The sequence below is a fragment of the Vulcanisaeta sp. JCM 16161 genome (genome assembly GCF_001316285.1).
In genome coordinates, this window is sequence record NZ_BBDO01000005.1 from 14131 (window position 1) to 39843 (window position 25713).

Genomic DNA, 25713 nt, shown 5'->3' on the forward strand with positions numbered 1-25713 from the left:
ATGTGCTTAGACCATCAGTGTAGAATTCTGCGAAGTCCCCATCAACAAGCCAAGTCCTGAATTCGAAGACCTCGGCAAGGGCTCAACATTAACCACCCTACCATCCCTAATGATTGTTGCTGGCCTAACGTACTCATCAACAGTACTCTCAAGGGAGAAGAGGAGTTCGTAGTAAAGTGGTGGCCTTGGATTGACCGGGTTACCACCAACGTGAATACCAACCTCCTCAACCCCATCCAACTCGTTGGCTGCAGCCATGGCGAGTAGGTTCGTTAGGCCGGGGGCCCAGCCCATGGCCGGAATAACGAGGGAACCACCGCCCAATTTACTGGCTAATGCCTCATCATACCTCCACATGAATATTAGGTCAATCACAGGCTTACCGAGTTCATGGAACTTAAGGACGACTTGATCAGCTATTGACTGGGGGACGGCGCTAACTATTACATCATTCTCACCGGCAATGCGCCTAATTACATCCTCACTCCTAACATCAGCCTTAACGGCACTGTTAACGCCAACCCTCCTCGCCTCATTAACCGCCTCCTCACTAACATCATAACCATTAACAACATGGCCGGTGTGCTTAACCAAGTAGTAGGCAATTGCACGACCCATAGGACCCAAACCAACAACACCAACCGAGACCACAGGAGCTAGGATTAACCCGCCCTTATTAAGTTCTTAGTTTATTGATTACCTGCATCCTCACTCTCCTCAGTACTTAAGTAGTAGTAATACTCACCAATACTCCTCTGAAGTCTGTCCAGGTATGAATTCCTCTTATTAATCCTAGGCCTACCCACCTGAGGCTCCCTCCTAAATGTCACGTCCTGGCTCCTCAGGAATTCATTCATACCAGTCCTTAGGTCAGTGGGTGGTTGGGCGATGCCGTGCTTTCCCGGCTCGCCCAAAAATACCATGACTGACGTACTTAGGTAATCGATCATCGTTATATCATGCTCAATAACCAGGGCCACGACATCCCTCTCCTCAATTATCCTCCTAATGACCGACGCCACCCTAACCCTCTGCTCAATGTCCAGGTAGGCCATTGGCTCATCAAGCAGGTAAACCTCCGCATCCTTAAGTAATGACCCAGCCACGACGACCCTCTGAAGCTCACCACCGCTAAGGCTTGATAGCTCCTTATCCATTAGGGGCGTTAATGATAATCCATTAGCCAGGTCAGGCCATATGATCTTTGACGTAAAGTCACTACCAACAGTAATTGCTAGGTACTCCCTGACGGTCTTATCACCGTACTTAACAGCCAAGTCCCTAACGTATTGAGGCTTATAGCTGATCCTGACCTCACCATGTGGTATGACAACCCCTGAGTCGGGCTCCAGCTCATTAACGAGGAGTCTGGCGAATGTTGTTTTGCCAATTCCATTAGGGCCTAAAACACCAATAACCTCACCCCTATGTATAACGCCAGCCTTGACCTCAAGTTCAAAATCCCCAAGTTTCTTCAACAGGTCTGTCCACTCAAGAAGCACCTTCTCCCTCTGTACAGGCCTTGGGGCCGGCTTAACCCTAAACTTAATGGGTTCCTTCCTAATCAGCATATTCTCGCTTGTTAGGTAACCATTAAGATACTCATTGATACCCTCCCTCGCACCCCTCATGTGGGATACAATGCCATAGGCGCCAGGCTTCCCATAGAGGATAACCACCTGATCAGCCAAGTAATCCAGTACCGCTAAATCATGGTCAATCACAATCACGTACTTATCACCACTGGCGATATCCTTAATGGCCTCGGCAACTCTCAATCTCTCAACAATGTCAAGGTGCGTCGTTGGCTCATCAAATATGTAGGTGTCGGCATTCCTAAGGAGTGCTGCCGCAATGGCGAGTCTCTGAAGCTCACCACCGCTCAACTTACTCACATCCCTACTAAGTAGGTGTGTGAGGTTTAGTTTTTCCGCAACTTTCGTGACACTCTCCTCATTACCACCAATCTTCATTAGAACATCCTTAACCGTTCCCTTGACATACATGGGTATTAACTCTATGTATTGGGGCTTATGAACAACCTTAATCTCCCCCTTATAAAGTCTCGATAGGTATGGCTGTAATTCCGTACCCCTGAAGAACCTTATTATATCTTCCGTACCTACCTGCGAGTTTGTGCATAGGTTGGGTCTTAATTCACCAGCGAGTATCTTAGCTATTGTTGTCTTACCCATTGCATTTTGGCCTATTATCCCGAGCACCCTCCCCAACTTGGGCATGGGTAGCCTAAACAGCTTGAAGCCGCTGGGGCCGTATTGATGAACACAGTCCTCACCCAACTCACTTGGTAAATTAACAATTGTTATTGCCTCGAATGGGCACTTCCTAATGCATATACCGCAGGCAGTGCATAGGTCCGTTATGACTGGGTGCCCTAATTGTTCATCCATGTATATTGCCCTCTTACCACCCCTGACGATGGGGCAAAATCTAATGCATTCCTGGCTGCACTTCCTTGGTTGGCATAGGTCCTTATCCACAACGGCTACCCTAACAGGCATTATTGACGGCTTGTGGAATTAAGTGAAATTAAACCTTATGCCCTGGGCGATTATGCTGAGAGTAATACTAATAAGACTTCGCGGCACGGCGTGTTTAATGAATTTTAGGGTTGAGCGTAGGCACTTCTATACCGCATTAACGCTGTACCTACTCTACATTCTATTAACGATTTACGTGGTTACGAATGGCGAGAACAACCCATTAAATACCCACCTATTCTTCGCGATTTTTAATAATAAGTTACCCCAATTAACGCCGTTATTCACGGTAATCAGCATTGATGATTATGGTAGGGCGTTCTTCTGGATACCCGTGGCCCTGATACTGTGGTACTTCGGCGGTAGGTACAGGAGGGCTAGCGTTCTCATGGTTTCAGCTTTCGTGATTAGCCTAGTACTTGGTGAGGTTATGAAGCACGTGCTGTATGAACCAAGACCATTCCTAGTACTGCACATAACGCCATTAATCCATGAGCAGCCGGATTCCTCATACCCCTCAGGCCATGCGTTAATCGTCAGTACTGGCGCGTATTCAGCAATAATAGCATTGCCTTGGTACATATCACTACCTCTAACGGTGGAGGCATTACTTGTTTCCTACGGTAGGGTATACGTTGGTGTTCACTGGCCATTAGACGTTATTGCGGGTTGGTTATTGGGGATGGCCAATGTTGAACTCGCACTTGCACTACCCTGGTATTACGAACTCGTTTATATAATAATGAAGAAATTACTTGGCTGGCTTACCTATAGGCGTGAGGGTCCTCCGCCCAATTAATATATAGCCGGTATGGGCATTAACCCAGGTCTGGGGCCTGACCTCGCTCGGTTCGGTCTTCCACTCCCTAACCATGACATCAAACATCCGGACATCAACATAGCCATGATCACGCATTGCCGTGAGCACCCTAATCACCTGGTTTACCGTGGGTACGTAGATCACGAGGACGCCATCAGGCCTCAGGGCCTCCGTTGCCCTAGGTATTGCGTTCCAGGGATCTCCCATATCTAGAATAACTGCGTCTAAATCCCTCTCGGCGAATCCGTCAGTGATTACATCCCTTAGCTTTAACTCGACCCACTCAAGAAGCCCAAGCATTTCAAGGTTCTTCCTTGCAATGTTTATCGCGTCCTCCCTCTTATCATAACCATAAACCTTACCGTTAGGTCTCACGTAATAGGCAAGTACGGCAGTCATAAACCCACTCCCAACACCTGCCTCCGCAACCCTACTGCCGGGGCCAATCCCTGCATTAATTATTATTTGGGCTGCGTCCTTTGGATAAATAACCTGGGTAACCCTATCAGCCCTCTCGAGTAGGATATCCGTAATCAACGGCCTTAACACCACGAGGTCATAGCCTAGGTTCGTCTTTATCGAAGTGCCGTATTCATGGTTAATAATATCATCAGCATTCACAATACCCCTTATCGTACTTATCCTCGAACCTCTAACAACCTTAATCACCGACCTAACGCCATCGCCAACAATCAATACGTAATCCCCATCCTTAATGGCATATCAATCAATGAATATGTAGGGATTATTTATGGTTTTTACGGGAATACTCATCAACAACTGCCTCGATGTAGTTCATGAAATCCTCAACAGTACCATTAACTAACCCCCTCTTAAATTGTTCATTCCATTTTTCAATAACTTCCCTAAACTCGTTCTTCGCCCTAATAGAGTCCTCAATTGACGAGATTTCCACCTTGAAATTAGCATAACCTCCCCTACCAACTCCCGGGCAGTACCCGAGGGCCTTATCGTAAACCTCGAACTTAACCACGCCATTATCAAGCCAATAAATGAATGGGTAGTATCTACATACGTTGGGCTTAACGGGGTGTATTGAGCAAATAAGCTTGTCGCCGACCCACTTATTGAATATGCACGTGCCATCAAGCCTCTTCTTAAGCACGAGGTAGTACTCGCCATCCCTAAGCTTTATCACGGGTTCGTCCCAGTCAGCAGCCATGTCCTTTGGGAATAGGGCAAGGAATTCCCTAGGTCTCATACCTGTGTACTTAGTTATTCTAGCAACATCTCTATGCGTCACTGGTATCCAGTAACGTCTACAGCACTCACCACATAATACGCAGGTGAATCTAACTCTTGGAAATTCGGTTCTTATTACCGTGTTCATACTCATATTATTAAAATTTAATGAATTTTAGTTTGTTAAATTATGAGGATTGTGCTTGAGATGAGGATCCCTTAACCTCCTGTAAGTACTTGCTTACCTCATCCGTTGTTAACTTCCTAAATAGTTTCGTCTTAACGTCAACAACCCCAATCTCAAGCCTATCAGGCTCAGGGGCCTCAAGCACGAGGCTTAATGCTCTAATGGCAAGCTTTATACAGTCATCAAGGCTCATGTCATACTTATACTCCTTCTCGAGGAACTCCGTTATCCTAGATGACTCGGCGCCCATGGCAACTGCGTAAAAGCCGAAATAGATACCACCTGGATCTGTCTGGAATAGCCTTGGTCCATGTTTATCAACACCACCAACAATCAGGGCGGCTCCGAATGGTCTAACGCCGCCATACTGCGTGTGCATTTGCTTCAAATCGCTAATTCTCTTAGTTAGTAATTCCACATCGATGGGCTCATCGTAGAGCAGCTTATGCGTCTGTGCCTCCTGCCTCGCATACTCAATGAGTACCCTAGCATCTGATAATAGGCCCGACGCTGCGATCCCAATGTGGTCATCGATCATGTACACCTTCTCAATACTGCTTAAATCAATTAACGCACTAACCTTCCTCTTCTCGGCGGCTAGCACAACACCATCAACGCATTTAATACCAACCGTTGCCCAACCCCTCTTGACAGCCTCACCAGCATACCTAACTTGGTATAGTTCGCCCTCTGGGCTGAATATTGTTATGGCCCTGTCGTACCCATAAACCTGTGGTGAGAACATACCCTTCGTTAGCGCCTTATCAAGTGGGCTTTTTAAATCAAACCTACTTAATTGTTTATTTTGTGGTTGTGGTTTGACGCGTAAGTTTTTTTAAGTTAGTAATCGGGTCCGATATCGGATATGAGGATAGCAATATCTGTGAGTAATGGCTTTGTCTCAGGACCTGGTGAGGGCGATGAGGTATGGATAATCGAGGTAAGGGATGATGGTACCTACGAAGTCATAGAACGTTATGAAAACCCGGCCAAGTACGCTCAACAGGTTAGAGGCATATTCATGCTGAGGAGCGTGCTCGAACGCGGAGTTAACACAGTAATACTATCTGAAATAGGTTCCCCAGCTTATAAGTGGGCTGTTGAGAAAGGTGTTAGGATCTACATATTTAAGGGGCGAATTGAGGATGCGATTAGGGCATTTATCGATGGTAAATTAACCGAGGCGCAGGGACCAACGCATGGCGAGCATCACGGCCACCATGGACACCATAGGCATATCGAGGGTCTTGGGGAATACGACTTTCTTAAGCCCTACGTGAGTAATGGTATGGTTATTGCAGACCTAGGCTGTGGTGATGGTTATTACTGCAACTTCTTTAAGGACTACGCATCGAGACTCTACTGCGTCGATATTGATGAGACAGCCATTGAGGAGGTTCGAAGAAGGTTTGGTAATTATCGTAACATAGTAGTACTTAATGAGGACGTATCGCATACATCAATACCGAGTAGTAGTGTTGATTTAGCCTTCATGTCCAATGTGTTTCACGATATTGAGGATAAGGAGACTGCCGTTAGGGAGGTTAGTAGGATATTAAAGCCCGGCGGTAGGTTATTAATAATTGAGTTTAAGGAGGACGTAGCATTTGGTCCACCATTTAAGCTAAGCCCTGAGAAGGTTGAGCAGTACTTTAGTAAAGAGGGCTTTATTAGGGAGGGTTATGCTGAGGTTTCTCCTTACCATTACATGCTCATTCTTAAAAAGGCAAGCTAAGGTGCAGGTTGGATATATTTTATTACTATGGTTTAAATATAGGTATCAATAGTTAAATCATGATGAGTAATGTCCCGTGAACCTAATTGGCTCTCCCAATACAGGGACATCATTAATAAATTAATGTTTGTCCTGTACGAATTCGAGAATGGCAATCTTAACTTTCAATCATTCATTAATGAGATAAATAAGTCATTAATCAATTGCGGGTATGACCCCATTAAGGTCCTAGTATCTGATGTAATGACGAGTTTCTTCGGAGCGTATGCCGTATATATTCCACGTAAACCAATACCCATTATGTACGTATCAACAGAGCTCATTGGTAAGCCCAGGCCATTTCTTGGCAGGGTATTGATGCACGAAGTATTTCACCACGTTCTTTACCAAAGGCCCCCATCATTACTATTTAAGCTAGCGCCAAGGAGGATTGAACCACTTATCCTCATAACTATGCCATTAATATTGGTCATTGCATTAACAATACCATTTAATAATACAATACATAATTTCCTGCCTTACATTGTCATTGTCCTGTCCGTGGTCACGACATCAATAATGGCTATACTAATAAAGGCGTTGAATGAGCATGAACTAATAGCCACCGCGCTTGTAATACACGTAATAACCGGTGAATGGGTTAGGGATTGGACGTACTATCATAATGAGGATGCATTAATGAGCATTAAATGGAGAAGGCAGGTCATGCCCGAGGAAGCTACCGCGGTGTAAAAAGGGTAAAAAGACCTTAGTAATTAAAGGGCTCGATGGTTAACCTCGTATTGCTTGATATCGATGGCACCTTAACTAGGGATAGGAGTACGGAGGCTCTTGATCCAGACGCGATCGCCGCTATTCAGGAGATTGCGGGCAATTACATTATTGGCCTTGTAACGGGCAATGCCTGATAGTTACCCAGGCCCTTTCACGATACATAGGTTTACCTAAGGGGTCGCCCCTCATTGCCGAGAATGGGTGTATTGTGGAGTATAGGGGTGAGGTTCATGAATTATGCGAGGATTTGAATTTGAAAGAGGTTGCGTTGAGGCTTATGAAGTTAATACCTGGTTTAAGACCCACTTATCAATTTAATTATAGGAAATTTGACATAACATTATGGGCGCCAGGGATCCACATGAGTTGGTGGGGGTTGTTATGGCGGAATTGAGGGAAATGGGCCTTGACAGTAAGGTGAGGGTTTCCCATAGTGGCTATGCGCTGCATCTACAGCCGGCTAACTCAAGTAAGGCTGTGGCCGTTAGGTACCTATGCGGTATAATGGGTGTATCCTGTAATGACGTTGTTTATATAGGTGATAGTGACACTGACGTGGACGTGATGGATGTGGTTGGTTATGGAGTTGCCGTTTCAAACGCAACCGATGAGCTCAAAAGGAGGGCTAGGATTGTACTTGATAAGCCCAGCGGCAGGGGTGTGCTGATTTCCTGAGAAATTACCTGCTAGGTTATGATTTCTTAAACATCATTAATAGATAATTGTAGGCATTCTCAACATTGAAGTTATTCCTAACGAAATCCCTGAAATCATCATACCTCTTAACAAAGTCATTATTTAAGTCCCTCACGACATCATTCCATAGAGATTTACCTAAACTAGAATTACCAGCTAATTCAATACTGAGTGGTACATCGAGTGCCAATACCGTTACTGCGCAATCAATGGCTGGCTTGCAGGAGATTATTATGTCCCTCAACTCAATCTTATTGAATGTGTTGACTAGGAATTGAATTAGTGATTGAGACCTGGCTATTACAAAATCTATCGTACGCCTTAACATGGCTAATGAAACCCTGTGCGCGATATTGTCATTCATACCCTGGGGAATGACCCACATGCTAATTAGTCCTGGATCATTCATTATTTTTATGATTGCGACTTCCCGCAATACCATGATCCTAACCTCATTCTCTGTTAATTGAGTTAGCTTATTTGGTATCACGGATATTACGTTTTGCCCCTCCACATCAATATACTTCACAGGCCACTCCTCATGAATCACCTTATCAATGCCAAGGGCCTCCCTTACCTTATTGTGGTCATCTGTTATGTACATGATTACGTCGTCGCTTGGTATTTCAAGTTCCTTTAGAGCCCATTCCACGATGCTTCTAACTTTATTTATTTCATTGTCTGAGGTACTTACTAATTGTATTAGTTCCACAATATTGCGTTGTTCGTTAAGGTTAATATTTCTTAATTTTAGTAGGGCAAAGATACAAGTGAGAATCTTAAACAGTGGTAAAAGTTTTTAAAGGAATTGTACCCCTGCTTTCATTAATGGTATTACCAAAGTACGATGTCGTATTAACCACAGACCGTTCAATGATGAGTAATTATCACGGTAAGGAGTTCCTAGGATTCGTGACGACTGGGCCACTATTCATAACGGTAGGCCCATTTAAGAAGCTTGGTGAGTGGATTCATGAATACATAGCGATGCCTAAGATGAAGGTCGATAAGTACGGCAGACCTTATCAAGCGCCCTATGGCATGAGGAAGATAGAGGCTGCATTGCTTGACGCTGGCATTAACGCGGCAATAATAGACCCAGACCATGTGCATAAGTACATACCCAACGCCAGGATACTCATGCTTAGCCACCATGACTATTTCGGGCTTAACCCGCCATCATCGACTTGGTCAGCCATCGTGGGTAGGGAACCACTTAACGCATACTCATTCAGGAGATTCATGATGAGGATTAGGCATACATAATGGATGCCAAGAGTAGGAATGGCCTTAAGGTTGTTGTTGGTGGCCCAGCAGCATGGCAGTGGTTATACCTACCGGAGTTAATGGACTTTTTTTGGCATCGACACCGTGTTCGATGGCGAGGGTGAGAAGCTAGTTGTTGACTTTGTTAAGAGGATTCTTAACAACGAGCCTGTGCCTCGGTACGTATACGTCGGCGTGAATGACGCACCAGGTATCGACGAAATACCAATAATAAAGTACCCGGCCATCAATGGTTTTGTCGAGATAGGCAGAGGTTGTCCAAGGGGCTGCGCCTTTTGTCCAGTTACAATAAGGCCGCTTAGGTGGTACCCGCTTGAGAAGATTGAGGAGGAGTTGAAGCTTCATGTTAAGTACGGAGTTGTGCATGGCTTAATACATGCCGAGGATGTGCCACTGTATGGTTCAACGGGCGTTGAGCTTAATCCCGATAAGTTAATTAAGTTGCATCAGCTCGTTAAGAGATATTACCTAACAATGGCCTGGAGCCACACGACGCTAGCTTCAGTCCTACTGGCAGAGAGAAAGTACAACAAGCTGCTACGAAGATCGCCGAGATAATCGAGGATGAGCACCAGGACTGGTGGGGTGCGCAGGTGGGCCTTGAGACGGGGTCTAGGAGGTTAGCTAAGGCGATAATGCCTGGTAAGGCTGCTCCGTTTAAGATTGAGGATTGGTGGGACGTGGTTGAGGAGGCCCTGGGCGTTATGCATGACATTAAGCTGATACCTGCCCTAACGGCGATTATAGGATTGCCCGGGGAGACGGAGGATGACGTCATGGAGACCATAGAGCTCCTCGATAGGATAAGGCCGTATAGGAGCTTGGTTGTGCCCATGTTCTACGTACCAATGAACCACATCAGGGCTGAGAAGGATGGCTGGATAATCAAGTACAACCTAATGCCTGAGCATATTGAGTTATTGAAGAAGATGTTTGAGCACAGTATTTACTGGGCTAAGGATATTGTGAACCACTTTTACCTGAGGGGTCCGCAGTACTGGCCCGTTAGGGTAGCCGTTAATTACTTCATGAATTACGTGGAGAAGAGGGTTAGGGCACTCTATGATAGGCTTGACCAAATAGCTGCGGAGATTAAGAATAGGAAGCTCGTTTCCAAGGTGGAGGCTCCTAAGCTCATGGAATTATACACATCATCTAGCAATGAAGAGGAGTGAGGAAGAGTAGGTTAGGGCTTCGTTAGTTCCTGCATTTTAATAAGTTCATGGCTTGTGAATATCATCCTAGCATCATTAATACTTACATTCTTGAAGGTTTCAAAGCTCTCCCACGGATATATAATGTAGACCCAATTAACCCACTTGTAGGCGTAGTAATCAGGTATGTACTTACTCGATATTGCCTTATAATCTAGAACGGCCGTCTTAACATCCCTAGCGCCAAGCCTAACCAACGCCTCTCTAGCCGTATTGAGTGTTTGCCCAGTATCGCTGACATCATCTATCAATAGCACTCTAAGGTCTTTAACGTCGATAGTTGGCCTATACTTAATGATGACGTTATCCCTGGCCTTACCAAAGCCCCAGTGGGATAATTGCATGAGGTCTGTGGGTATTCCAAGCATGTCCGACATCAATGATGCTATCACAACGCCACCCTTGGAAATGCCTATCAACACGTCTGGTTGATAACCGCTTTTAATAATGTCCTGGACCAATTTCACAACACCCTTCTCAATGTCTTCCCACCTATACCGGTGATAATCCGCCATTATGACTTGTGGTAGGGGTGTTTATAAACCAATCGTTTTACGTACTTAAATAAATACCGTAACTACGAAATCAGGATACCTAAATAATTTATGCATTAGCGCGGAATGGGTAATGAGGATCTATGATTAATAAGTACCAAGCAATAATGATCCTGGGGCATTATTAATAGTAATCGCATCAATACCAATCTACTACTCACACCAGGAATCAACTATTTCGTACAATCATATTAACGCAACAACATGTATAAGAGTCCTTAATAACATTACTAATGGACCCCTAACCAGCGATAGGATAGAGGAGGTTATAAGGTCTATGAGTCGGTCATTACTTATTTCGGTCGAGGTAAATATAGAGTATACTAATGGCACTAACATGACCTACGGCTATTACGTACCAATTGGAGCGAGTGGCGTGGCAATAGTGCCCATGGTCTCAGGCAATATTGAGATTTTCGGCAGGTCCCACTGTGCGTATGTGGGTAGTAATTACGTGATTAATGTATTCATTGGACAGTACGCACTGGCGCCATATCTATTTGGCGTTGGTATAGTACTTATGATAATGGGTTTTGCATTAATTGCATTGGGTGATTACTTAAGGGATAAATACGCGCGTCGTATTTCACGTGGTTAATAATTCATAGTTGAAGGTTGTAAAATTCGTGTTGATAAATAGGTTTATTAATAACCTCACCCTAACTCACTATAATGTATATGCAATTACTGCTTCAGGTGGGCACAATAATAGTGGCGGTTATCCTAGCAATAATATTATTGATAATTATTGTAGCGATACTAGTATACTCCATTAGGATAGTCCCTGAGTACCAGAGAATTGTTAAGCTTAGGCTTGGTAAGTATAAGGGCATTTATGGACCCGGCATTGTCTTCATAATACCAATCATTGATAGGCCAATAACGATGGACCTGAGGGTGATCTCAATTGATTTATCAAGTCAAAGAGCCCTTACCAAGGATAATGTTGAAGTCACGATAGACGCCGCGGTCTATATGAGGGTTATCGACGCAGCCAAGGCCGTGCTATCAGTAACTGATTACAGGAGCGCCACGGCTACGCTTGGCGCGGCTGTTCTGAGGGATGTCATCGGCATGGTTGACCTGGACACCCTGCTCACGCAGAGGGAGGAGGTTGCTAAGAAGATAGCGTCGATAATTGATGAGCATGTTAGCCCATGGGGCGTTAAGGTAACGGCGGTTGCGATAAAGGACATAAAGTTACCCGACACCCTGATTAGGGCCATGGCCGCCCAGGCGGAGGCTGAGAGAATGAGGAGGGCTAAGGTTATCCTAGCTCAGGCAGATTATGAGGCTTCACAGATGTACCTGAAGGCTGCCGAGACCTACAACAAGAATCCAATATCGTTAACGCTTAGGCAACTTGATACATTGCTTGAGGTTGCTAAGGAGCATAACCTAATACTTGTTGTGCCTAGTTCTCTGGAGGTCACGACATTGTCAACACTGGCTGCGGCGGCATTAAAGAGGCAGCAAGAGGGTTCAAGCGCCACGCAGTAGGGAGTAACCATGCAGTTGTGGCGTGGGTTATTAATCCTAATAATTATCGCTGTATTACTAGTGACCGCGCTAACTCATGTATTGATTGCTAATACTAATACGTACGTTATTCACGAGGTATACGTGTTTAACCTTAATGGTGAAATAACAGACTTAACATATGACGAGCTACAAAACGCATTGCAACTTGCTGAGTCAACCCCAAACTCAGCATTGTTGATAATCCTGAAGACGCCGGGTGGTGAGTTGGACGCCGCATTAAATATAGTATCAAGCATTGAGAATGCGAAAATACCGGTGATAGGCTTTGTGTATCCCACGGGCTCATATGCGTGGTCCGCAGGCACCCTCGTCCTCATGTCAACCACCATAGCCGCAATGGCGCCGGGCACGGTAATAGGCTCCTGCCAACCAGTTGAAATAAACCCAATAACTGGCCAGGAAATATTCATAAACGAGAGTAAGATACTCAATGCAATTAGCCAGTACTTCGTGGAGGTTGCTGAGTTCAGGGGTAGGAATGCGACCTTTGCACATGACTGCGTGTTCTACAACACAAACCTAGGGCCTAAGGAGGCGCTTAGGTATGGCGTTATAAACTTCATAGCCACAGACATAAACTCACTGCTTAATGAGATAAATGGTAGCGCGATAAATGGGGTTACGTACTACGTGATTAACCCCACAATTACGTACTATCAACCAGGCATTGGTTACCAGGTCTATGAGGTGCTTATTAATCCCACAATACAGGACCTGCTGGCTGGGTTGGGGCTCCTTCTCGCAATAATTGGCTTCGCCATAAGGCATTACTACCTGGCTGGGGTTGGTGTCATATTGATGCTCATACCCATGCTCACGGGACTATCAGTTAATTGGCTTGGTTTGGCATTACTAATTATTGGTTTAGCCGCAATAGCGATTGATGTGCATGCGGGCTTTACGACGCATGCATCATTATTCATAGCGGGCATAATACTTACGGCACTAGGCATAATACTCCTCCAACCCACCTACACGCCTCAGTCCTGGTTAATAGCAACAAACCAGGTTGAGGCGAGGATAGTCCTCTACACACTAGTGGCCTTCGTGGGTGGGTTTGGCGGTTTCATAGCGGCTAAGGCAATAGGCATAATAAGGACTAAGCCTCTCTCGGAGAGGCTTTACTGGCCTATCAATGATATTGGGGTCGCAGTTGATGACATTAGTAAGGGTGATATTGGTTATGTAAAGGTTAGGGGTGAGTATTGGAGGGCTAGAGCTCTCGAGAGTGTTAGGAGGGTTCCAAGGTCATTATTGTTGGTGTTGATGGAGATACACTGCTTGTGAAGCCTATTGGTTAGTTACGTTTATTAGGCTTAGCGATTATCATCACCAGGTAATGGCGATTAAGTACGACGTAAGACCAAGGCTTGGTATTAGGTTTTCACTACCTGTGAATATATTAATGTTCATAGGATTCCTCGTAATATCGCCCCTACTCCTATTTCTATTTCTCGTCCTAATCACCATAGGCGTTCAGCCATTACTCGCATTAACACTAACCCTGGGTTCCCTATTGACGAGCTACATCAACGTGGTTGTGGCCGAGGTTACCTACTACGTCCCATTTAACCCATTTACAGACTTCATGAAGCTATTCCCAATACCAATCATTATACAGAGGATTGATAAGTTATTTCTTGAGGTGAATATTGGCGGTGCCGTGATACCAACGATAATATCAATATATTTAATAAGTACGTATATAATTCACGGCACATTAATACTGATATCCTTCATGGCGTCGTTAATAATATCGTCATTGATAATATGGCAGAGCGCCAGGTTGATACCTGGCATTGGGATCACATTACCACCAGCATTGCCCGTTCTTCTAACGCTAATGTTCACATTAATATCCACGGCAATACTCCACGCAAACCCCCTCGCCTTCTCGTATAGCCTTGGTTCATTATCGACCCTACTCGGCGCTGATATACTCAATATTAGGAAGGTGATAAGGTCAATGAGGGGTTACGTATCGATTGGGGGTGCGGGCGTATTTGACGGTATATACATGACTGGGCTTATGTCATTAATACTGGCATCACTTTATAAGGTCCTTCTTTAAACCATAAGCAAGTTTTTAATTCCCATTGAATCAATCATTAATTGTGATGAGTTATAGGTCTGCGGATGGAAGTGACGATGCCTTGCTGGCTGATGTCAAGGGAATAAGGCTGTGATATTTGACCTAGACGGTACCCTGGTGGATACTGTACCACTGCATGCCCTGTCGTGGATAGAGACGTGTAAGCGACTTGGGCTTACCGTACCGACCATGGAGTACGTGAGTACGTTAATGGGCTTGAGGGCCCTAGACATAGCCAAGAAATTGTGCGGTGAGGAGATCGCCGAAAGGGCCCTCGAGATTAAGAATGATATATACCTTTCATTGCTGGGTAATGCCAAGGCAATTAACGGCGCACCCGAGTTATTGAGACTTCTTAAGGATAGGGGTTTCATGGTTGGTGTTGTTACGTCAAGTTCCAGGAGGGTTGCCACCAAGGTTCTTGAGGTGACGGGACTTCGCAAGTACGTTGATGCCTCATTACCGGGGATGACGTTAACAGGGGTAAGCCGGACCCTGAACCATTATTAAAAATCCTTAATCTCCTAGGGCTTAGTGTGGATGATGTTGTAGTTGTTGGCGACTCGAGATACGACGTTGAAATGGCGCTGAATGCCGGTGTTAGGGTAGTGTTTTTCCTGGGTAATTACGGCGATCCTCGGGTAGTAAGTATTAAGGGTTTATTAGATATTATTGGGTATCTCGATCAATTCCCAATTAAGCATTAATTTTATTAATTTTCCCTTAGTCTCTATCGTAATGCTAACCCTACAGGTTAATGTAGTAACGATTACGGTAATTGCGATAGTCGCGATTGCGGTAATCCTCGCCTTATTATATAGGCTGGGCTATCTTGGGGGTCGGCGTGGAGGGAAGGGTCAGGGCAAGGAGCTTGAGCAGGTGATTCCTCAGTACAAGCCGGAGCAGAAGGTTCAACAAATCCAACAACGCCAGAGGCAGGGACCGGTACCACCGGCGCAGGAGGTGACTGCTGGGCAGGGTAGCAGGGCGTTACTCGTTGAGAGTAGGCCTGTTGAGATTAGGCCCTTACAAAGCCCCGAAAGGCCCATTGATATTGAGAGAATTGAGAAGCTCATTAGGGGCATTGAGAATGAGCTTGTTCAGGCGCTTAGGCAGACGTCTGCCGATACCGTGGATGTCATTATTTCAAGGATTAACGAATTGAAGAATTACATAGATCAATTGGAAAGACAGTGCCTAGTTCAGAATCCACCGTTTATTCAAATGGGTTACGTACCGTCAAGCCTCTCGGAATTTAAGGAGTTGTTTAGGGCGTCTTTCGCGGGCCTCATGAAGGGTAACGACATGATTGAGTATACCGGGGAGTTGGGAGTTGATGAGGAGTTGGTGAGGTCGTTCATTAACTATAACACGGACTTCATGGTGATGTACAGCGGTAATAAGTATGTGTACTTAGTGAAGTATAATGACTACTCACTCATTCTATCAACGGAGGAGTACCTGGACCCCGTTAGTAGTGGTTTGGTGAGGTTATTATTCAGAAGGTTCATTGATGAGGTACTTAAACCGCAGAGCTAGTACTCCTTAATCTGCGCCTAATAGACCAGGAAAGCCTCTTAATGATTAGTCCCGGGCCGGGGTAGTGCGCGACGGCATTAACGTGATTGCTAAGTAGAGCCTTGAACACAGATTCTATGGTTAGGTTGTCGATATCAAACACGGTGTAGGCGATACCGACAAGGTCAGGCACATGGGCATCGCTATTCGCAAGGCCCGGTAAGCCAAGCTCACGCGCCGCCTTAGCGGCTCTCCAGTTGAAAATCGGTAACGCGCCTGCATTAAATATCTCCACTGCGTGCCACCTATAACTCCTTACCTTGTCGCCAATGCCGTGCCTCAGCACGTCATATGGATGGGCAGGCACAGCAATGCAATTATTCATGGAAGCCCAATCGAGTAATTCAGGTATTGACTTTGGCACATTGTCAGTGCCTGGGTACTCCATACATAGCACCAGCACATCACCATCAATCGTCCTAACCTCATTACCAACTATAAATATGAAGTCATTCTTACGAAGCAAATCATTACCCCTTATGAACTCCAATGCCTTTACCGAGCCTCTGAACGTGTCATGATCCGTTATTGATAATATTCCTATGCCCCTATTTAGGGCGTTTATTATTACATCCCTCGGTTCTCCCTTGCCATCACTATATATGGTGTGTGTATGTAGGTCAGCCCTCATTTTTATTGGCATTTTTACACCCTTTCAATTCCTCCATCAAATCCCTCTCAAAAACCTCTCCGTTAGGTTCAACCTCCTTAAATATCTGGGCTTCGTAAATAAGCACCGACGTGTCCTCATCAAGCCAGCAATCAGGTGGTAAAAACGCCTTCATGCAGCCCTCATTCAGGAAGGTCATTGAATCCCAGCAATACTCAACGGGGACCTGAGGAAGAAGCAACCCTGAGTAGTAGCCCTTCTGAATCACAATGCCGTGCCTACCAACCACGATCTTCTCGGGGTAACTCCTCGGATTACCTGGTTCAAGTAGTTCAAGTGGACTTAATATCGATACCTCAAACGTCACCTTACTCAACTCCTCAATCCTCATGGGCTCAAACCTCGGATCCTCAACGGCGGCGGCTATGGCGCTCCTAATAACGCCGTTCACGGTATTATAAACAGCCTGCGGAAAGCCAATGCAACCCCTGAGCTCACCCCTCCTATCCTTCCCCATGAATACCTCTATCGTTGTGAATACGCCATACTTATCCTTAAGTAACCTCGGCGGTGTGTCCGGCGGTGCCTGAATAATCTTACCACTACGTAGGTACTCCTCCACGGCCCTCCTAGCCAGTTTAACCAGGAACTTCCCCTCCTCAATACTGTACGGTCTGAACATTACCACCACTCTTCTCTACTTTAGAGCTAAATAAATACACTATGCCCGTGATAATCCCTGAAAGAATGACTAGAGAAAGCATTAAGGCGTCTAATGCCCTGTTCGTATTACCAATTAGGAATTGACCCTTATCCATAAAGACCGCGTAATAAATAAGTATCACGACAGTCGCTATGAATAATACCGTGGCTAATACGACGGTGTACCTCATTAATCCCAAAGTCATGATAATTAAAATATAAAGGTTACTACCTACGGGAGGTTACACATTTAATAACGTCCTTATCTTATCATTAACATTCCTAAACACATGCACATTACTTAGGAATATTAAGTGAGCAATGTACTTATTTAATTGATTAAGCATACCGATGAGTTCATTAACCTTATTGGCGGGTAAATCGTCATCGAGAAGCCTAACCGCAGTCCTCTCAGCCTCCCTAGCCTTAACCCTGAGCAGGTTCAGCAAGGCAGTAGTTTTATCATTGGGTATGAACCAGCCCAACTCCTTACTATCCAATTCACAGGCCTTGTTTATTATCTCCCTAACAGGCGTAAGCCAGCGATCATCCCAGTGGCTAGGTATGTATTTAACGCCGCGGTCATTGCGGCAATGGTCCTAAACTCATCACCACCAATTTCCTGAAGGCCCCACTCAGCTAATGCCTCAAGTTCGTCAAGCCTGCCCATTAGTTCAATGGCTGGGTGGTCCTTCCTAAGCTTAACATGTTTTCCGAACACGATTACCTCGCTAAACCCACCATCACCTGGACACCGTATTGACCCATCAATCCTCAGGCAATCAATGAATACATTGGTCATAACAAAACATGTAATTCATCATTGGGGAAATTAATATAGGTAGTACTTAATTTAATAACAAAATAATTAACAGCGGTTCAGCGGGGGTGGGCGAAAGTGAGCTTCACATGCAGCATATGTGGACGACGCGTATCATTTTGGGAGGTGGCTTACATAGGTAACTCACTTGTGATATGCAAGAAGTGCTATCCTGACTATTACGTGAAGCATTGCCCATTGGTAAGGAGAAGGCTGGCGGGTGAATTACCGCAATCATGCAATTACTGCCTATACCGCGGTAAATGCGATGAGTATGTCAAATCCTCACTGAAGAGTGGTGGTTCAACGCAGTAGAGTAGACAAAATTTATAACTATACTAGGTCTATAGGTCGTGAATGAGCGAGCGGCCATGGATCATTGAGGAGCTCAATCGCGGTAACTACGGCATTATGCGTAGTTCAAGGTATGGAGAGACTAGGGGCTTCCTATGCTGTGAGTGGTGGTGTGAGGGTTATTGGGCCTCATCCGGTTATTACAATCTATGCAGTGGGAGTCCAACAATACCAAGCAAACTCAGTAGCGTCCCCTCAATATTTAAGGGACTTGCGAGCCCATCATCATTCCCAAGAAGTAAATTGTTAATATCATTATGGCCATTAATACGTAGTATCGTGCGGAACTCCCTAAATAGGTCCTCAATTAATGAATTACCGAGCGTTCCTGAGAAGGCATCAAGGGTTAACATCAATACTGACGTACTTATTGTTGGAGGGGGCCCGGCAGGTCTCTCGGTGGCTCGGGAGTTGGGTAAGCTTGGTTTGAAGGTGGTGATTATCGAGGGCGAGCATTACCTTGGTGGGCATTTAATAATTGACGATACTGAGATTAAGGAGTTGGGTAGGGGCAGTGAGTTCGTTGGTAAGTTGAGTAAGGAGGTTAGCGATTCAGCCACAGTACTTACTGGGGCTGTCTTTGATGGGTTCCTTGAGGACGCGGCAATTGGCCACTCCAGGGATTACTCAAAATTGTACGTCTTCAATTATAAATACATAGTGCTGGCCCAGGGCTTTAGGGAGGTACCACTTGTCTTTCCAGGTAATAATACACCGCGCATGGTCACTGGACTAACAATTCTTAAGCTTATCAAGTGGTGGGGCTTTAAGCCGAGGAGGGTCTTGGTCTGGGGCAGCGATGATTGGGGTGTTAGGGTGGCTATGAACCTAGCCCAGCTGGGTATTAACACATACCTTGGCGATAATTCAGTCATCATAAGAAGCGACTTGTATAGGGATAGGGTTGGGTCTCTGGGTATTAAGACATTCATCGGAATGAATATAGTCGACGCTAGAGATTCGGGTGATGGATTAAGGCTTACGCTCGAGAACATAAGGGGTAAGAAAGCCAAGATACAGAGGAGGGAGGAGGTTGTCGTAGAGTTTTAGTGAGTGCCGTTAGGGTGCCTGTCATTGACCTGCCGGCTCAGTTGGGCGTGCCAATTGTCTATGCGCCGGAAATCGGTGGTCTCGTACCAGGAGGGGTTTCACGGGTGATCTCGGGCTTGGCAATGTTTATGTTGTTGGTGATGCTGGTGGATTACTTCCAGAGGCTTTGGTCGTTAGGCAGGCTAGGGTAACTGCATTAAGTATAGGCGTTAGGGAGGGTTTAGTTACGGGTGACGTCCTCGATAAGGAATTAGCCGAGTTTAAGAGAGATTTAGTCACTACTAACTCCTCGTACTACAACGTAATACTCAGGTTTGAACAGGGGCTTCAGGGCAGTGGTTATTATGCCGAGCCCAACGTAACTCACGTACCCATGTGGGCTGTCGCGGGGTCTATTGAGGATGTTGAGAATGCCCTAAGAAGCGCCGATAGGCAGTACCTATGTTTCTGTGAAGATGTTACCTTAGGCGATGTGTTGAGGGCTGTTAAGGTGTTGATGCATGGTAAGGAGATTAAGGTTAGGGTTCTTCATGGGGAGGAGGAGGAATATAAGTCATTGAGGTTACCAGGTATGGAGAGGGTAAAGAGGGTCGTCGGCCTAGGCACTGGTCCTTGCCAAGGTAAGTTCTGCCTAATTAATACGAACTTAATACTTAGCTTCATATACCAGAAGAAGCCTAATGAGTTTGGTTTGCCGAGGATTAGGTTCCCCGAGACTCCAATACCAATGGCTACACTCGCGGGTGGTGAGTGATGAGTGAGGGTCACGGATTAATCTCACTGACTGCGGATGCCGTGGTTGTTGGTGCCGGTATTGTTGGTTTGGCCATAGCCTACTACCTGGCTCGTAAGGGGCTCTCCGTAGTCGTCCTTGAGAGGGATTACGTTGGCTCGGGGAGTTCAACGAGGAACGCAGGTAGGTATAGGGTTCACTTTGGGAACAGGGAGAATACTGAGTTTGCAATAAGGGCTATTAGGAAATTGGAGTCCCTTAGTAGTGAGCTTGGTTGGAATGGGGTCTTTGAGAGGCAGGGTTATCTCTGGCTCGTTAGACGCAGGGAGGTTCTTGAGAATTACGAGAGACTTAACGAGGAGTTATGGAGGCCCATGGGCGTACCCGTTCAGATACTCACGGTGGAGGAGTTGAAGGATAGATTCCCATACATTAATACCCAGGGCGTAGTTGGCGCTGTCTATGGTCCTCAGGACGGCGCCTTCCACCATGATTACCTGGTGATGGGTTATTACGAGAGGGCGCTCGACCTAGGAGTTAGGGTTTATGAGTATTCCGAGGTCAAGAGCGTCGGCGTGGATGGTGGTAAGGTCGTCAGTGTGTCAAGCAGCAATGTATTTGTGAAAACGAAGAACGTGGTATTCGCAGCCGGTGCATGGACTGGCGACGTCATGAAGAAAACCCTCAATATTGATGTCCCAATTAGGCCCGTTAGGAGGGAGATTGGGATCACAGAGCCTGTAAAGCCTATTATTAATACCTACATAATAGATACCGAGACGAATCTATATCTTGGCCAAACAATGAGGGGTGAGATCCTGGGCAGTATAGAACTTGAGGGTGGTGAGGGTTTCCTACCTTATGGAAACACATTAACCTGGTTAACCGCCTGGGCCAGGGAGGCCGTAAAGTTGGTACCGAGTCTCAGGAGGATAAGGGTCATGAGGGTGTGGTCGGGTTATTACGAGATGACGCCTGACCATAGTCATATAATGGGTAGGTTAAGTGCATGGCCTGAGGGCGTTTATGTGCTGTCTGGCTTCTCAGGTCATGGCTTCATGTTCGGTCCATACGCAGCTGAGTTACTGGCTAATTACATAGTTAATGGTACTGTTGATCCTGTTATGAAGCCGTTCTTACCCGACAGATTTGTTACAGGGAATTTAATCAGGGAGTTATTAGTCATTTAAATACGCCTTCAAGATTATTAATGCGAATCTATTATTAGTTCCGTATTTATTCATGTGTAATTTATGAAGTACCATTTAATTAATGTGTTTGGGTAATTACTAATCGTAACTAGTTATTAATCATGACAATGGAGCAGAATACCACGGACATAGCGATGAGCGTGAATAAGGTGGAGGCTGGTGTAAATGAGTTGATAAGTAAGTTGGCCACTGTTGTTGATCCCAGGTTAGTGACTAGGGAACCGCCCATTGATATCTTTGATAATGGCGACTCAATAATAATACTGGCTGACCTACCCGGCGTTAAGAAGGAGAGTATTAAGGTTAGGGTTGGTAGTAACTACGTGGAGATAATGGCCGAGCCACAGCCACTGCCGACAGTTGGTAAGGTGGCTAGGATAGAGAGGTTGAGCAATTTCAGGATTTATAGGAAGGTGGAGCTTGGGGTGAGGTTTAAGGTCGATGGCGCTAAGGCGGTGTATAGGGATGGCGTATTACAGATAATTATACCTAAATTAGGTAGTATAGCTGAGACGGAGGTTTTAATAGAATAGTTATGAGAAAGAAATAGATATTTCATCTCTAAAATTCATGTTATTAATAATTATTGATTTATTAGGATAAGGTATTTATAGGGGTCTAATTATTAGGTCGTGATGTCTATAGTGAAATTTGAGCCGGAGACCAGGAGGGTTCAGTTAACGGGTGGGGCAACGCTAATAGTTTCCTTACCCAAGGAGTGGACTAGGCAGGTGGATCTTAAGCCAGGTGATGAGGTCCTCGTAATACCGCAGCCAGACCTCTCGCTACTTGTTGTACCTAAGAAGATGGTTAAGGCGCCTCTCCTTGAGTCATCGATAAACGTCACCCAGGACTTATCAAACATAGACCACCTCGAGAGGGTATTACTCGCCCACTACCTATCTGGTTATGACGTATTTAGGCTTAATTTCGACGTATCGACCCTAAACCTCAAGAAGCAGGTTAAGGACATAGTCCGGAGAAAGTTAACCGGTGTTGAGATTATTGAGGAGGGCAGGAACACACTCGTGATTCAAAACCTCGTTAATGTACCCGACATAAACATTAAGGACATCATAGCGAAGCTTGGTAAGACCGTCGTCGGCATGATCGATGACTTAAGAACACCAATAGAGAATGGCGATAAGGCGATAGCGATGGACATAATCGAGAGGGATAATGAGGTTGACAAATTCTACTGGCTCCTTAATAGGCAGTTGAAGAGGGTTCTCGTCAGTAAGCATGCCCTAAGTCTGTCAGGTATTCAAGATCCAAGGAGCATCATTGAGTATGCAATAATTAATAAGTCCCTAGAGAGGGCCGCTGATCACGCTGTTAAGATTGCCCGCGAGATCGTGAACCTCGGTGATAAATACGTCCTATTAATGCCGCAGGAGCTTAGGCAGAGGTTCAGTGAGCTTCTCGGTAAGGACTCCCTGATAATGAACAACGTCGGTAAGGCGATGACGGAGAAGATAGACATGAGGGAGGTCAACTACATAATCGACACTGTTAAGTATGAAATACGCTCGGCGGTAGATTCACTGGACTCATCCTTAGCAAATTACAACTTAACCACGCAGGCGGCTGCATCGGCTAGGCTAATACTGGATAGCATTTACAGGATAGCCGAGTATGTGTCGGACGTTGGTGAGGCCCTACTAAACCTTGCAATTGAACAGTTTGGATAGAAAACTGGGAATTTAGGTAATTCTTTCAAAAACCATCGTTATTATGTCCTCAAAGAAATAATGGGTTGCCTTAATCATGATAAGCTTAAAGCCACATCTACCTAGGTAATCAACCGATTCCTCCCAATTAGAGAGTGATGATTGGGTAAGGATAATGGTAGAGACACTGCTTGAGCATGCATGCCGTATTAACTGCTTAATTACTTCATTACCGCGTGGTCCGCCAAAGATCCTCCAATCCTCATCCCAATTACCTGGTAGGTAGGGAGGATTACTAACAAGAATGTCAATACGAAATCCAACCCTAATTGCATCCAGGAGGTTTGCGGTTATGACATCCGCATACTGATAAAGGTCATTATTAACTAGGTTTAGCCTCGTATTTACCGACGCATTGACATCATGATCGATGGGTAAAACCCATGCAATGCCGCCCCTATTCACGGCCTCCTCTAATGCGGTTAATGTCAATACGCCGGTCCCAGAACCAACATCAACTATGCGTAGTGCCTCATTACCAACGTGATTACTTACAACCCAACGAAGCAACTCGGCAGTTTGCCAGGAGTCCTCTGCGGGTGGGTAAACATTGCTTAATACTTTAATCTTCATATTTATTTAAATAGTATTATGTATATTATTACGGAGGGTATTAATAGGAGTAGAGTCTCGAAGAGCAGTGAATACTCCATGGGCTTTCCCGAGCTCATTGATAGTACTGTGGCGAGCATTATCAAGCTAATGAGTGGTAGTAATGCCTTAAGTAGGGCGTCGATTATTGAGAGTGGGTATGGCGGTAACCACGGCGTTAATAATGTCATTATTGTTGGGTATAATGATAATGGTATTAATGAAGTTAAAATGCCGCTCAGTAACTTAATATCCACAATCTCACTGCCAAGCAGGTACTTATAGATAAATAGGGCAATACCCATGTAGGCAAGTATTGAAATTATCGTTATACCTATCGGCATTGCATTCACACCCTCCACAAACACCAGTAATAGTAATTCATAATTTTGAATAAAGGCCGTGACTAAACCGAGCACTATAATCACCATTGAGTAAATAAGTAATGCATTTGGCCCAAGCCTATACATATTTATTGTTAATGGTCTCATTAGTAATATATTCGTTAACTCCTCAGTCCTATTACTTGAATCCTCAGTCTCCTGATCAGAACTTACTAATCCCTCGATTTTCTCGATTATTGTCCTCCCCTTACTCGTTATCTTTACGTACGGCCCATCCCTAATGATTAGGCCGTTGGCCCTTAAAATCTCGACATCGTAGTAAATGGATGATGCCGGCGCATTCAATGCCCTTCTTAGGTCTGATATTCTCATCGTGCCCTGGCTGAGTAATAACCTTAGTATTTGTATTCTCCTTGGCTTAAGGACAATATTGCTTATGTCGTCAATATCCCTACTCATTACAGCAATACTTATAGGGTAAGTATAAAAGAGTTCTTTCTTGGGAAGATTCTGTGGTTAGCTTTGATGATTTAAAGGTGTCATTAAGTACGTACATAATGAGGAACAGGCGGGTTACATACCAGGACCTATTAAAGTGGTCGTCAGGTAATAAGGTTGGTAATGCCCTACTATACCTATTAATTAGGGAGTTAATTCGTGAGAAGAGGTTTAGGGCATCTGGGGAGTACGTGATTGGGGTTCTCAAGGTTGGTAATAACGAGGTCAAGTTATCAATACCAATGTATGTGGAGGTACCTGGTGAGAGCGTTAAACAATCAATACAGGTTAAGCGCCAGGTTAGGCAGAGACGCGTTAGGAGCTCGAGCATCCTAGAGGCATTTAGTGAGGAAAGGAATGCTGAAGCTAAGCAGACAGCAGTGGAGAGTGGCGAGGTCGAGAGGAGAGAAGCAAGGGCTACAACCGTAGAGATTAGGCAGGAGGGGCAGAAGAAGCAGGAGTTGGGGGCTGTGGGGCATGAGGAGGTTGAGAGCGTTCATGAAAGCGGTAGGACTGAGACAAGCACTAAGGAGGGAAGGGAAGAGCCAACTAGTTCTCTTGGTATTGAGAATGCGGCAATCCCAACGGATTATTCTACAGTTACTATGGAGGATTTCACCGCAATGCTTAGGAGGCTATTGAGGAGGAATTGCCGCAGAATAGGGAGGAGGGTTATAAGGTTGCTATGGCAATGCTCAGTTACCTACAGAGGTATTGGAGCGTTGGTGAGCTAAGGCTTAAGCTCGACATAGCTAAGCAATTTGGCGGTGTTAATGAGAGCATCATGAGGATAGAGGACGGCGTTTTAAGGGCCTTAGAAAGCTCGGTATTGTGGAGATTATTGAGCCTGGCGTTATTAATAGGGTTAGGGAATTACCCAAGGACTT

The 25713-nt window shown here is 45.2% G+C and carries 32 protein-coding genes and 2 pseudogenes; 20 read left to right on the forward strand and 14 right to left on the reverse strand.

Annotation, left to right across the window (positions count from 1 at the left end; translation table 11 throughout):
* Positions 1-6: 6 nt before the first annotated feature.
* Positions 7-651, reverse strand: coding sequence for an NAD(P)-binding domain-containing protein (locus JCM16161_RS16615; protein WP_243670286.1), 645 nt, complete (start codon positions 649-651; stop codon positions 7-9).
* A 38-nt stretch (positions 652-689) separates the two neighbouring features.
* Positions 690-2522, reverse strand: a complete 1833-nt coding sequence (locus JCM16161_RS06950; RefSeq protein WP_054855405.1) for a ribosome biogenesis/translation initiation ATPase RLI — start codon at positions 2520-2522, stop codon at positions 690-692.
* A gap of 97 nt (positions 2523-2619) precedes the next feature.
* Here JCM16161_RS06950 and JCM16161_RS06955 point away from each other — a divergent pair, with 97 nt between their 5' ends.
* Positions 2620-3300 carry a phosphatase PAP2 family protein gene (locus JCM16161_RS06955; RefSeq protein ID WP_054855406.1) on the forward strand — a complete coding sequence of 227 codons (681 nt, stop codon included), beginning with the start codon at positions 2620-2622 and terminating at the stop codon, positions 3298-3300.
* On the opposite strand, the gene JCM16161_RS06960 is transcribed toward JCM16161_RS06955, so the two are convergent.
* Genes JCM16161_RS06960 through psmA form a run of 3 tightly spaced genes read right to left on the reverse strand, consistent with a single transcriptional unit; the run spans position 3253 to position 5456 of the window.
* On the reverse strand, positions 3253-4017 hold the full coding sequence (locus tag JCM16161_RS06960; protein ID WP_243670287.1) for a tRNA (adenine-N1)-methyltransferase: 765 nt from the start codon (positions 4015-4017) through the stop codon (positions 3253-3255). The two genes, JCM16161_RS06955 and JCM16161_RS06960, sit on opposite strands and share 48 nt — an antisense overlap.
* Positions 4018-4066: 49 nt before the next feature.
* On the reverse strand, positions 4067-4678 hold the full coding sequence (locus JCM16161_RS06965) for a YkgJ family cysteine cluster protein (protein ID WP_243670288.1): 612 nt from the start codon (positions 4676-4678) through the stop codon (positions 4067-4069).
* Positions 4679-4712: 34 nt separating this feature from the next.
* On the reverse strand, positions 4713-5456 hold the full coding sequence (gene psmA / locus JCM16161_RS06970) for an archaeal proteasome endopeptidase complex subunit alpha (RefSeq protein WP_054855408.1): 744 nt from the start codon (positions 5454-5456) through the stop codon (positions 4713-4715).
* A gap of 120 nt (positions 5457-5576) precedes the next feature.
* Between psmA and JCM16161_RS06975 the strand changes: the two genes are divergently transcribed.
* The 4 genes from JCM16161_RS06975 (at position 5577) to JCM16161_RS06985 (ending at position 7895) form a co-directional block, all read left to right on the forward strand.
* Positions 5577-6446, forward strand: coding sequence for a methyltransferase domain-containing protein (locus tag JCM16161_RS06975; RefSeq protein WP_054855409.1), 870 nt, complete (start codon positions 5577-5579; stop codon positions 6444-6446).
* 123 nt (positions 6447-6569) lie between these two features.
* Positions 6570-7178 carry a hypothetical protein gene (locus JCM16161_RS06980; protein ID WP_243670289.1) on the forward strand — a complete coding sequence of 203 codons (609 nt, stop codon included), beginning with the start codon at positions 6570-6572 and terminating at the stop codon, positions 7176-7178.
* Positions 7179-7213: 35 nt separating this feature from the next.
* Positions 7214-7354, forward strand: a complete 141-nt coding sequence (locus tag JCM16161_RS16620; protein ID WP_243670290.1) for a hypothetical protein — start codon at positions 7214-7216, stop codon at positions 7352-7354.
* 208 nt (positions 7355-7562) lie between these two features.
* Positions 7563-7895: an HAD hydrolase family protein gene (locus JCM16161_RS06985; protein ID WP_054855411.1), complete on the forward strand. Its 333-nt coding sequence runs from the start codon at positions 7563-7565 to the stop codon at positions 7893-7895.
* 16 nt (positions 7896-7911) lie between these two features.
* Here JCM16161_RS06985 and JCM16161_RS06990 read toward each other — a convergent pair whose 3' ends face one another.
* On the reverse strand, positions 7912-8568 hold the full coding sequence (locus JCM16161_RS06990; protein WP_243670291.1) for a hypothetical protein: 657 nt from the start codon (positions 8566-8568) through the stop codon (positions 7912-7914).
* Between the two features lie 176 nt (positions 8569-8744).
* Between JCM16161_RS06990 and JCM16161_RS06995 the strand changes: the two are divergent.
* Positions 8745-10378: pseudogene (locus JCM16161_RS06995) on the forward strand (B12-binding domain-containing radical SAM protein).
* A gap of 11 nt (positions 10379-10389) precedes the next feature.
* On the opposite strand, the gene JCM16161_RS07000 reads toward JCM16161_RS06995, so the two are convergent.
* Positions 10390-10932 carry a phosphoribosyltransferase gene (locus tag JCM16161_RS07000; RefSeq protein ID WP_054855413.1) on the reverse strand — a complete coding sequence of 181 codons (543 nt, stop codon included), beginning with the start codon at positions 10930-10932 and terminating at the stop codon, positions 10390-10392.
* A 376-nt stretch (positions 10933-11308) separates the two neighbouring features.
* Between JCM16161_RS07000 and JCM16161_RS07005 the strand changes: the two genes are divergently transcribed.
* From JCM16161_RS07005 to JCM16161_RS07030, 6 genes and pseudogenes are all read left to right on the forward strand, one after another.
* Positions 11309-11569, forward strand: a complete 261-nt coding sequence (locus JCM16161_RS07005) for a hypothetical protein (RefSeq protein ID WP_243670292.1) — start codon at positions 11309-11311, stop codon at positions 11567-11569.
* Positions 11570-11643: 74 nt separating this feature from the next.
* Complete coding sequence (locus JCM16161_RS07010; protein WP_054855415.1) at positions 11644-12471, forward strand: slipin family protein; 828 nt, start codon at positions 11644-11646, stop codon at positions 12469-12471.
* Between the two features lie 60 nt (positions 12472-12531).
* On the forward strand, positions 12532-13800 hold the full coding sequence (locus JCM16161_RS07015) for an ATP-dependent Clp protease proteolytic subunit (RefSeq protein ID WP_243670293.1): 1269 nt from the start codon (positions 12532-12534) through the stop codon (positions 13798-13800).
* Positions 13801-13852: 52 nt separating this feature from the next.
* Positions 13853-14584: a DUF1614 domain-containing protein gene (locus JCM16161_RS07020; RefSeq protein ID WP_054855416.1), complete on the forward strand. Its 732-nt coding sequence runs from the start codon at positions 13853-13855 to the stop codon at positions 14582-14584.
* A gap of 138 nt (positions 14585-14722) precedes the next feature.
* Positions 14723-15312: pseudogene (locus JCM16161_RS07025) on the forward strand (HAD family hydrolase).
* 31 nt (positions 15313-15343) lie between these two features.
* The gene (locus tag JCM16161_RS07030) at positions 15344-16144 is read left to right on the forward strand and encodes a hypothetical protein (protein WP_054855417.1); all 801 of its coding nucleotides are present in this window, start codon (positions 15344-15346) and stop codon (positions 16142-16144) included.
* Here JCM16161_RS07030 and JCM16161_RS07035 read toward each other — a convergent pair.
* The 5 genes from JCM16161_RS07035 to JCM16161_RS07055 are packed head-to-tail and all read right to left on the reverse strand — an operon-like array spanning position 16128 to position 18297.
* On the reverse strand, positions 16128-16826 hold the full coding sequence (locus JCM16161_RS07035) for a PHP domain-containing protein (protein ID WP_243670294.1): 699 nt from the start codon (positions 16824-16826) through the stop codon (positions 16128-16130). The genes JCM16161_RS07030 and JCM16161_RS07035 overlap by 17 nt on opposite strands.
* Positions 16804-17475, reverse strand: a complete 672-nt coding sequence (locus tag JCM16161_RS07040) for a TIGR00296 family protein (protein WP_054855419.1) — start codon at positions 17473-17475, stop codon at positions 16804-16806. Before JCM16161_RS07040 ends, JCM16161_RS07035 begins: the two co-directional genes overlap by 23 nt.
* Positions 17453-17686 carry a hypothetical protein gene (locus JCM16161_RS07045; RefSeq protein WP_054855420.1) on the reverse strand — a complete coding sequence of 78 codons (234 nt, stop codon included), beginning with the start codon at positions 17684-17686 and terminating at the stop codon, positions 17453-17455. Before JCM16161_RS07045 ends, JCM16161_RS07040 begins: the two co-directional genes overlap by 23 nt.
* A gap of 51 nt (positions 17687-17737) precedes the next feature.
* Positions 17738-17995, reverse strand: a complete 258-nt coding sequence (locus tag JCM16161_RS07050) for a hypothetical protein (protein WP_054855421.1) — start codon at positions 17993-17995, stop codon at positions 17738-17740.
* Between the two features lie 17 nt (positions 17996-18012).
* Positions 18013-18297 carry a hypothetical protein gene (locus JCM16161_RS07055; protein ID WP_054855422.1) on the reverse strand — a complete coding sequence of 95 codons (285 nt, stop codon included), beginning with the start codon at positions 18295-18297 and terminating at the stop codon, positions 18013-18015.
* A gap of 144 nt (positions 18298-18441) precedes the next feature.
* Between JCM16161_RS07055 and JCM16161_RS07060 the strand changes: the two genes are divergently transcribed.
* The 7 genes from JCM16161_RS07060 to JCM16161_RS07080 all read left to right on the forward strand — a co-directional run bounded on the left by JCM16161_RS07060 (position 18442) and on the right by JCM16161_RS07080 (position 23354).
* The gene (locus JCM16161_RS07060; protein ID WP_243670295.1) at positions 18442-18630 is read left to right on the forward strand and encodes a hypothetical protein; all 189 of its coding nucleotides are present in this window, start codon (positions 18442-18444) and stop codon (positions 18628-18630) included.
* Between the two features lie 42 nt (positions 18631-18672).
* Positions 18673-19719, forward strand: a complete 1047-nt coding sequence (locus JCM16161_RS16625; RefSeq protein ID WP_243670296.1) for an FAD-dependent oxidoreductase — start codon at positions 18673-18675, stop codon at positions 19717-19719.
* Complete coding sequence (locus tag JCM16161_RS16630) at positions 19719-19910, forward strand: hypothetical protein (protein ID WP_243670297.1); 192 nt, start codon at positions 19719-19721, stop codon at positions 19908-19910. Before JCM16161_RS16625 ends, JCM16161_RS16630 begins: the two co-directional genes overlap by 1 nt.
* Positions 19886-20473: a hypothetical protein gene (locus JCM16161_RS16635; protein ID WP_243670298.1), complete on the forward strand. Its 588-nt coding sequence runs from the start codon at positions 19886-19888 to the stop codon at positions 20471-20473. The genes JCM16161_RS16630 and JCM16161_RS16635 overlap by 25 nt, the downstream gene beginning before the upstream one ends.
* Positions 20473-21642: an FAD-binding oxidoreductase gene (locus JCM16161_RS07070; RefSeq protein WP_054855555.1), complete on the forward strand. Its 1170-nt coding sequence runs from the start codon at positions 20473-20475 to the stop codon at positions 21640-21642. The genes JCM16161_RS16635 and JCM16161_RS07070 overlap by 1 nt, the downstream gene beginning before the upstream one ends.
* A 122-nt stretch (positions 21643-21764) precedes the next feature.
* Positions 21765-22196 carry an Hsp20/alpha crystallin family protein gene (locus JCM16161_RS07075; protein ID WP_054855424.1) on the forward strand — a complete coding sequence of 144 codons (432 nt, stop codon included), beginning with the start codon at positions 21765-21767 and terminating at the stop codon, positions 22194-22196.
* Between the two features lie 102 nt (positions 22197-22298).
* On the forward strand, positions 22299-23354 hold the full coding sequence (locus JCM16161_RS07080) for a phosphate uptake regulator PhoU (RefSeq protein WP_054855425.1): 1056 nt from the start codon (positions 22299-22301) through the stop codon (positions 23352-23354).
* A gap of 12 nt (positions 23355-23366) precedes the next feature.
* Here the strand turns inward: JCM16161_RS07080 and JCM16161_RS07085 are convergent, their stop codons facing one another.
* Both JCM16161_RS07085 and JCM16161_RS07090 read right to left on the reverse strand, forming a co-directional pair.
* Positions 23367-23966 carry a methyltransferase gene (locus JCM16161_RS07085; RefSeq protein WP_054855426.1) on the reverse strand — a complete coding sequence of 200 codons (600 nt, stop codon included), beginning with the start codon at positions 23964-23966 and terminating at the stop codon, positions 23367-23369.
* A 2-nt stretch (positions 23967-23968) separates the two neighbouring features.
* Complete coding sequence (locus tag JCM16161_RS07090; RefSeq protein ID WP_054855427.1) at positions 23969-24787, reverse strand: ArsR family transcriptional regulator; 819 nt, start codon at positions 24785-24787, stop codon at positions 23969-23971.
* Between the two features lie 53 nt (positions 24788-24840).
* On the opposite strand from JCM16161_RS07090, the gene JCM16161_RS07095 reads away from it, so the two are divergent.
* A complete protein-coding gene (locus JCM16161_RS07095; protein ID WP_243670299.1) occupies positions 24841-25560 on the forward strand; it encodes a hypothetical protein in 720 nt (239 codons plus the stop codon).
* Positions 25561-25713 lie beyond the last annotated feature (153 nt).

What these genes read in the sequence shown, in the direction of transcription:
- JCM16161_RS07055 (WP_054855422.1), bottom strand. Translation starts at nt 18,297, where the DNA reads ATGACCAATGTATTCATTGATTGCCTGAGGATTGATGGGTCAATACGG.
- JCM16161_RS06980 (WP_243670289.1), top strand. Translation starts at nt 6,570, where the DNA reads ATGTTTGTCCTGTACGAATTCGAGAATGGCAATCTTAACTTTCAATCA.
- JCM16161_RS07005 (WP_243670292.1), top strand. Translation starts at nt 11,309, where the DNA reads ATGACCTACGGCTATTACGTACCAATTGGAGCGAGTGGCGTGGCAATA.
- JCM16161_RS07000 (WP_054855413.1), bottom strand. Translation starts at nt 10,932, where the DNA reads ATGGCGGATTATCACCGGTATAGGTGGGAAGACATTGAGAAGGGTGTT.
- JCM16161_RS07090 (WP_054855427.1), bottom strand. Translation starts at nt 24,787, where the DNA reads ATGAGTAGGGATATTGACGACATAAGCAATATTGTCCTTAAGCCAAGG.
- JCM16161_RS06965 (WP_243670288.1), bottom strand. Translation starts at nt 4,678, where the DNA reads ATGAGTATGAACACGGTAATAAGAACCGAATTTCCAAGAGTTAGATTC.
- psmA (WP_054855408.1), bottom strand. Translation starts at nt 5,456, where the DNA reads ATGTTCTCACCACAGGTTTATGGGTACGACAGGGCCATAACAATATTC.
- JCM16161_RS07035 (WP_243670294.1), bottom strand. Translation starts at nt 16,826, where the DNA reads ATGCCAATAAAAATGAGGGCTGACCTACATACACACACCATATATAGT.
- JCM16161_RS06955 (WP_054855406.1), top strand. Translation starts at nt 2,620, where the DNA reads ATGAATTTTAGGGTTGAGCGTAGGCACTTCTATACCGCATTAACGCTG.
- JCM16161_RS16625 (WP_243670296.1), top strand. Translation starts at nt 18,673, where the DNA reads ATGAGCGAGCGGCCATGGATCATTGAGGAGCTCAATCGCGGTAACTAC.
- JCM16161_RS07045 (WP_054855420.1), bottom strand. Translation starts at nt 17,686, where the DNA reads ATGAGGTACACCGTCGTATTAGCCACGGTATTATTCATAGCGACTGTC.
- JCM16161_RS07075 (WP_054855424.1), top strand. Translation starts at nt 21,765, where the DNA reads ATGACAATGGAGCAGAATACCACGGACATAGCGATGAGCGTGAATAAG.
- JCM16161_RS07020 (WP_054855416.1), top strand. Translation starts at nt 13,853, where the DNA reads ATGGCGATTAAGTACGACGTAAGACCAAGGCTTGGTATTAGGTTTTCA.
- JCM16161_RS07070 (WP_054855555.1), top strand. Translation starts at nt 20,473, where the DNA reads ATGAGTGAGGGTCACGGATTAATCTCACTGACTGCGGATGCCGTGGTT.
- JCM16161_RS06985 (WP_054855411.1), top strand. Translation starts at nt 7,563, where the DNA reads ATGGGCGCCAGGGATCCACATGAGTTGGTGGGGGTTGTTATGGCGGAA.
- JCM16161_RS16620 (WP_243670290.1), top strand. Translation starts at nt 7,214, where the DNA reads ATGGTTAACCTCGTATTGCTTGATATCGATGGCACCTTAACTAGGGAT.
- JCM16161_RS06975 (WP_054855409.1), top strand. Translation starts at nt 5,577, where the DNA reads ATGAGGATAGCAATATCTGTGAGTAATGGCTTTGTCTCAGGACCTGGT.
- JCM16161_RS07040 (WP_054855419.1), bottom strand. Translation starts at nt 17,475, where the DNA reads ATGTTCAGACCGTACAGTATTGAGGAGGGGAAGTTCCTGGTTAAACTG.
- JCM16161_RS07080 (WP_054855425.1), top strand. Translation starts at nt 22,299, where the DNA reads ATGTCTATAGTGAAATTTGAGCCGGAGACCAGGAGGGTTCAGTTAACG.
- JCM16161_RS07085 (WP_054855426.1), bottom strand. Translation starts at nt 23,966, where the DNA reads ATGAAGATTAAAGTATTAAGCAATGTTTACCCACCCGCAGAGGACTCC.
- JCM16161_RS06950 (WP_054855405.1), bottom strand. Translation starts at nt 2,522, where the DNA reads ATGCCTGTTAGGGTAGCCGTTGTGGATAAGGACCTATGCCAACCAAGG.
- JCM16161_RS07010 (WP_054855415.1), top strand. Translation starts at nt 11,644, where the DNA reads ATGTATATGCAATTACTGCTTCAGGTGGGCACAATAATAGTGGCGGTT.
- JCM16161_RS07030 (WP_054855417.1), top strand. Translation starts at nt 15,344, where the DNA reads ATGCTAACCCTACAGGTTAATGTAGTAACGATTACGGTAATTGCGATA.